The sequence below is a fragment of the Candidatus Phytoplasma stylosanthis genome, assembly GCF_032886435.1.
Classification (GTDB): Bacteria; Bacillota_I; Bacilli_A; order Acholeplasmatales; family Acholeplasmataceae; genus Phytoplasma; species Phytoplasma stylosanthis.
Genome location: NZ_JAUZJP010000018.1, coordinates 1 through 6,113, shown reverse-complemented (window position 1 = coordinate 6,113; position 6,113 = coordinate 1). Strand labels below are relative to the sequence as shown.

The following is a 6,113-nucleotide window of genomic DNA, read 5'->3' as shown; positions in this document are numbered from 1 at the left end:
TTTTTTTATATCGATAATTAATAATGATAAGAATGATAATTCGATAATATCAAATATCGATATCATTATCATTATCGATATAAAATATCAAATATCACTGGTTAATTCTATTTGTATTTATATGGGATTTTGAGTGAGGGAAACTGTTATAAAACCGTTAGTAAAGCGTTATAAAACTGTTAGTAAAGTGTTATAAAACTGTTAGTAAAGTGTTATAAAAATGTTAGTAAAAAATTATTTATTTTTAGATATATATTTATACATCGGATGTATTTTTTTCACTCGATAACCTTGTTTAGCTTTGGTGAGAAAAAAATTAATATATTTTAAATCTTCTAAGCGATAATAAAGAATATTTAATCCTTTTTTATAGTTGGTTTTTAAAAGTTGCCCATATTTATCTTTTTTCTGTTGGTCGAGTTGGAATAATTTTAAGGTTTCGAGTTTGGGGATATTTATTTTACCAATTACTTTTTTAACTTCTTCTTTTTGGTTATTTTGATAATTGATTTGAAAGATAGGAAAATAATTTTGTAAGGGATCAGAGAAGGTTTTTATTACTTTCTCACCCTGTATTGCTTTAGTTTGGATTAATTCTTTTTTATAATTTTTGATTTCTTCTAAAATAGCAGTATCCACGAATAAAGTTTGGTTTTCGATGAGAAAAGTTGCTTTTTGGTAAGTGTTTTTCTTTTTAGTGTGGGCGATAATATTGATAGTTAATAAAATCTCCATTGGTAAAGCTGCTAAAAAAAATTTAATTTGAGGCAGGTTGGGATTAGTGGTAACAGATATTTTACCTCCGATAATAATTCGGTCTTCTTGGTTATACATTTTCTTGCTCCTCCTTGGTAGCGATCTAAAAATAACATATCAAATCATAAAAAATAAAGTAATTAATAATTTTGTTAATAGTATCTTCATCTTAATTTAAAATCTAGCGTTATTTTAGCGATGAGGTATGATTTTTTAATTAGGGGATATTTGAGCTATTTTTCTTCTTTCAATTAATGTTTTTTTTAAATTATTCATTTTTGAGACGGACTTTGTCTTCACCAAAATAACGGATTGCTAAATCAACAATATTATTCTTTTTCGCCTCTTCATAAGGATCTAAAAAGCATTTTTGATAAGCTGCTTTTCCGTATTGCCGTAATAAATCATCAGCATCTTTACAAGTTTGGGCATAAGGTACTAAAATATTCCTAATTTCATATCTAATGTTAGCTTCTTGTAATTGTTCTCCTAATTTTTGACCGCGTTGACGTCCTGTTTCATCATTATCTAAAGCGATAATCACTTTAATTTGTTCTTTTTGAAGAATGGCTAGTTGGGATTGTGAAAGTAATTGGGCTACACAAATTAACCCGACGACATTTTTAAATCCGTTTTGCCAAGCACTTATCACATCAAAAAAACCTTCATGAATAATCATGGTTTGGGTTTGTTTGATCCAGGGTAAAGCTTGCCCGAACCGATAACTAAAATGAAAAGTGGGGGTTTGACTAAAATTAGTTAAAGCTTGATATTTAGGTTGAAAGTAAGCAACAGGACGAAAATGATTTTGATAAAAATGAAAAGTTTGCTGATCACGATTTTCAATGGGAATAATGATCGAACCCTGGAAATTATCATGATAATATTTTTGGCCTTCTTTCTTGATTCTTGCTTTTAAAAACCCGTATTCAACTAATTTATTAATATCAAAATTTTTCTTTTTCGCGTAATTTACAAACCGAAAAGAGAGAGGTTGAGTGGTAGGAGGAGCATAACCAAGGTTAAATTCTTTGATGGTGGTTAAAGTAAGTTTTCTTTGGTTCGTTAAATATGCTAATCCGTCGTTATTATTGTTGATTAATAAATAATGATAATAATCCCGAATTTGGTTAAATAAAGGGGAAATGGTTTTCAATAATTGTTTCTTTTTAAGATTAATTTCTTGTTCGTCCAGGGGGCGATGAGATTTTCTGATCTGATAGGATGGGAAAAAAGTAGAAGCTGTTTTTGTTCCTTCTTTTTCTTTTTGAACTAAAGTAGCAAATTCTTGGGTTTTCATAAAGTTATTAATTCTGACCAGGGTCTGTGAGAAGTTTTTGATACCGCGGATGGCCATATAAACATCAATAATATCATAATCTTTACCACATTTCCAACAATGTAAACAATTCTTGGCATTAATATGACAACACGTCGGATTTTTTCCTTGATGAATGGGACAAGGAAAACGATAGTGTTTAGGAAAATGGGGTGGTAAAAGGTTTAATTTTTTTAATAAAACCAACATGGGGAATTTAAATTTTAAATCTGAGATTTCAATTTGTTTATTCATACTTTTGTCCTTTCCCTATTTAAAACTCTTCTTCATAAGGGGGTATTTCACCGATTTCTAGAAAGGTTTGGATTGAAGGATTAAAATGATATAACAAAGTTTTTTTTATTCCACTTCTATTTTTTTTGATGTCAACTTCCATGATTTGTTGGTTATTGGTTTTTTCTTGGGCTTGATAATATAAATCAACAAATGCTGATTGATAGAATTCGATTGGTTTACGTTTGTCTTTCTCGATAAAAGGGTTAAATTTAGACATCAACAGGACAAGATCAGAATTGGTTTCAATCCCGCCCGAACCTTTTAACGAGGTAATACGGGGGGCTTTACCATGAGGGTGATAATGAGGATCTCGAGAAAATTGCGATAAAATAATAATAACAATCTTCAGTTCGACAGCGATTTTTTTTAATTTGGTCATGATTTCGTCGATGACTAAACGGTCATTATCAAAATCACTAGTTCCTTTCATGATTTGAAGATGGTCAAAAACGACAATCTCGACTTTTTGTTCTAAATGAAGACGATAAATTAATTGCAGGGCGTGGTCTATTTTTTTGGAGGGATCGTAACTGGTTTGCCAATTTATTTTTTGAAAAAAAGTTTGAGCCTCTTTCATTTTTTGTTCATAAAGAGCTGGTTCAATTGTGCGAAAATCTTTTTCTAAAATAACATTTAAAGGAAGACCAGTATAAATAGCCAAACAACGGCTGACTTCTTCAAATAAGGTCATTTCATAGGAAAATAACAAAAGATAAGGATGATGGGCTTTTTCTTCATATTTTTTTTGACTGAGATTTAATAATAAATTGTAAACAAAACTGGTTTTTCCTAGACCTGTTGCTCCCCCAATTGTAATAATTTGGCCTTTTTTAAAACCTTTGGTGGCTTGATTCAAACCGTGAAATTGTTGCGTTAACCGATAATATGCTTCTTGGATTTTTTGTTGGGCTTGTTTATCAATAACAAATAATTCTTGACATAAGTTATTTTGTTCGGCAAAGGAATATAAAGTTTTATCCATCTCGGCGGGGAGTAAACTGATAAAATTTCTTAATTTCGTAAAGATTTCTTGATAATAGGCATTTTCGGTAAAGGGATCAGTTTGTGTGAAAGAAGGGCGAATGATAGTCATTAATTGTTGAAATAATTTTTTTTGGTTATAGGTATGTTTTAAATGATCAAGAAAATGAAAATTTCTGTTTCCTTTGACTGTTAAAAAGGTTAAATCTTTTGTTTGGAAATGATCTTGGGGAAAATGGGTTTGTAAATAAACCAATAATTCAGCGATTAAATCATCTTTATCAATTAATGTTTTTTCGCTTATTTTAGATGGTTGATCACAAAATAAATACTTCAAACCATTAAAAATCTTTTGATGGTTTGATTCTTTTAGACAGCGAACATCGACGATTTCGGTATAAATTTTTAATCTTTCCCATTGTTTTTTTACGATATACTCCACCATTTGGGATAAAGCTTGTTGTTCGTTGGTTAATTCAAAAACGGATTCCTTCATGGTTTTTATCTCCTTTTTTTATTTTTTTTAATTAAATTAATATCGGTAAAAATAGTGAATTGTTGGGTTAACAGGTTCTGGATAAACAAATCGGCTTGGGGCGAAAAACAATTAATCACGGCATCAATTCCTGGGACTTTGCCTTGGGTTATTTTTTGATTGAGTCTTTCTGCCTCTTGGGTATCGTTAGTTAATAAATAATAGCGGAACCGACTATCTAATTTTTTTAATTGTTGGCCTTCGATCACCGCTTGTTTATAACGTTCGCGGAGGCAAGTTTTAATACTAAATCCGAAAATTCTTTTGGTTTGAGAGAATAACACTAAATCAAATTTAATATCAGGGATAAAGAATAAATAAGCTTAAGGATATAAATTATTAATTCCTTGGCTTTTTAAATATCTTAAAATTAATAACTCGTTCATTTTGCCTCTTAAGACGTGTTGTTTTTGTTCGTTAATAGAATGTTTTTTAAAATATTGATTTAAAAGAGAATGATTTTTTTGCATATAAACATGAAAAGGCAACTCCAAATGAGTTGCCTGAAAAAAAGTGTTTAAAATTTCAATTGTTAACATGATGACTCACCATTCTCTTTTATTGTCTTTATCAATAAAGAAAAAGGAATTATTACTTTATTTATTTTCATTTTTTTCCTCCTTTAGGGGAAAGATTTGTTTTTTTTCTTTTTACGACGAAAAACATATTTAGTTTTCCATTTAATTTGTCCGTCTTTGGTGATGGTTTTGATTTTACCATTGCTGTAGTAAAAATATTGATTGCCGTTTTGGCAAGTTTTTTTGATGATAATCGCCATTGTTAAATTGCTCCTAAGATTTTGATAATTTTTTGTAAATTGGTTTGTATTGTATTTTTTCCAGCTAAAATTAATTTAAGGCCACCAGGATAACGGGTTAAATAAGCCCAATAACCTGCGCGTACTTTTTGAAAATAAGCAACAGGTTGCCGTTCGATCAGATCGTTTTGGTGTCCTTTTTGTTTTTTCTTACGTTCCCTACTTAATTGAGGGTCAAGATCTAAATAAATGGTTAAATCAGGTTTGATTAAAAGTTCTTTTTGAGTGATGTCAAAAATGGTTTTTAAAAAATGATGTTTATTTCCTTTTGTTAAAAAGGGATATAATTGATAAGCATAAGTGGAACCCACCCAACGATCTAAAATGACTAATGCGTTTTTGGCTAAAGCGAGATTGATTAATTCAGTTTGGGTTTGGGTCATATTGGCGATACTCAAATAAAAACGGGTTAAAAAATGAACTTGGTGAAAATTAAGAAATAAATGACGGATAGAAGGACCAATGGAACTACTACCTAACCCTTGATAGATACGATATTTTATTTGTTTATCATTTAATTTATGCTGAAGGGCGTTGATGAGAGTAGTTTTACCACTGCCATCTAATCCCTCAAAAACTATAAATTTCATTAAGAATCTCCTTTATTTATATTTTTTTATCTTTTTTTTCTTAACCAGTTGTAGTTTTTTTTATAGCTTTAAATAAAAAAAGACCCTTCGAAAAGGGTCTTAAAATAAATTACTTTTTTTATTTTTTGAATTTACTTAAGGTTTTTAAATAAGTACTTTGGGCAAGTTCTATTTTAGATTTCGTTAATAATTTTAAATATCGCTCGCTTGCTTGATACATTTTTTGAATAAAAGCTTGATTTAAAGTTACTTTGACCACATGAAAAAAGGTATCTTTAAAATAAACTAAAAAATAACCATGTTTAGCTCGGGAACAGAACAGTTGACATTGGACTTGAGACCAATAATAGAGCGGAATTGTTTTTTCGCAGGGATTAGCTAAAAATAACGTCCAAGTACTGGAAATATGGTTATTTTCATCGACATAAGGACATTTGATTTCTAATAAGGTATTTGTTTGTTCATTATAACCATCTAAACTGGCAGAAAAACGTTGATATTGGTCATCGATAAAGATAACAGGTTCAAAGGTTAAATTAAGTTGTTTTTCGATAAATTGACGAGCCAATGGTTCCATCTGATTACCATATTCAACATATTTATTAGTTTGAAAGGTAGTACCAAATAGTTTATCATGAACTAATTGTTCCATTGAACGGAACGGATCTAACCCAGTAATACTGCCGATTTCGGTAGCATTAATATATTTTTGGCGGTGTTTAAACCACGCTGGGGTTTTTTGTTCTAAATTAATTTTCATTTTTTTCTCTCTTTTCTCTAACAATTGTTAGTTTTTTTTGATGGTTTAAATATTTATTT

Annotated in this window: 6 protein-coding genes and 1 pseudogene; all 7 read right to left on the bottom strand. The window is 29.8% G+C overall.

Annotation, left to right across the window (positions count from 1 at the left end; translation table 11 throughout):
- Window positions 1-234: 234 nt before the first annotated feature.
- Window positions 235-834: a hypothetical protein gene (locus Q8777_RS02200; protein WP_318749460.1), complete on the bottom strand. Its 600-nt coding sequence runs from the start codon at window positions 832-834 to the stop codon at window positions 235-237.
- A 190-nt stretch (window positions 835-1,024) separates the two neighbouring features.
- Window positions 1,025-2,329: a toprim domain-containing protein gene (locus Q8777_RS02195; protein WP_318749389.1), complete on the bottom strand. Its 1,305-nt coding sequence runs from the start codon at window positions 2,327-2,329 to the stop codon at window positions 1,025-1,027.
- Window positions 2,330-2,348: 19 nt separating this feature from the next.
- Window positions 2,349-3,848 carry a DnaB-like helicase C-terminal domain-containing protein gene (locus Q8777_RS02190; RefSeq protein WP_318749388.1) on the bottom strand — a complete coding sequence of 500 codons (1,500 nt, stop codon included), beginning with the start codon at window positions 3,846-3,848 and terminating at the stop codon, window positions 2,349-2,351.
- A gap of 5 nt (window positions 3,849-3,853) precedes the next feature.
- A pseudogene (locus Q8777_RS02185) lies at window positions 3,854-4,426 on the bottom strand (hypothetical protein).
- 83 nt (window positions 4,427-4,509) lie between these two features.
- On the bottom strand, window positions 4,510-4,665 hold the full coding sequence (locus Q8777_RS02180) for a hypothetical protein (RefSeq protein ID WP_318749387.1): 156 nt from the start codon (window positions 4,663-4,665) through the stop codon (window positions 4,510-4,512).
- A 2-nt stretch (window positions 4,666-4,667) separates the two neighbouring features.
- Window positions 4,668-5,294: a dTMP kinase gene (gene tmk / locus Q8777_RS02175; RefSeq protein ID WP_318749386.1), complete on the bottom strand. Its 627-nt coding sequence runs from the start codon at window positions 5,292-5,294 to the stop codon at window positions 4,668-4,670.
- Between the two features lie 118 nt (window positions 5,295-5,412).
- Window positions 5,413-6,054, bottom strand: coding sequence for a YqaJ viral recombinase family protein (locus Q8777_RS02170; protein WP_318749385.1), 642 nt, complete (start codon window positions 6,052-6,054; stop codon window positions 5,413-5,415).
- Window positions 6,055-6,113: the final 59 nt, after the last annotated feature.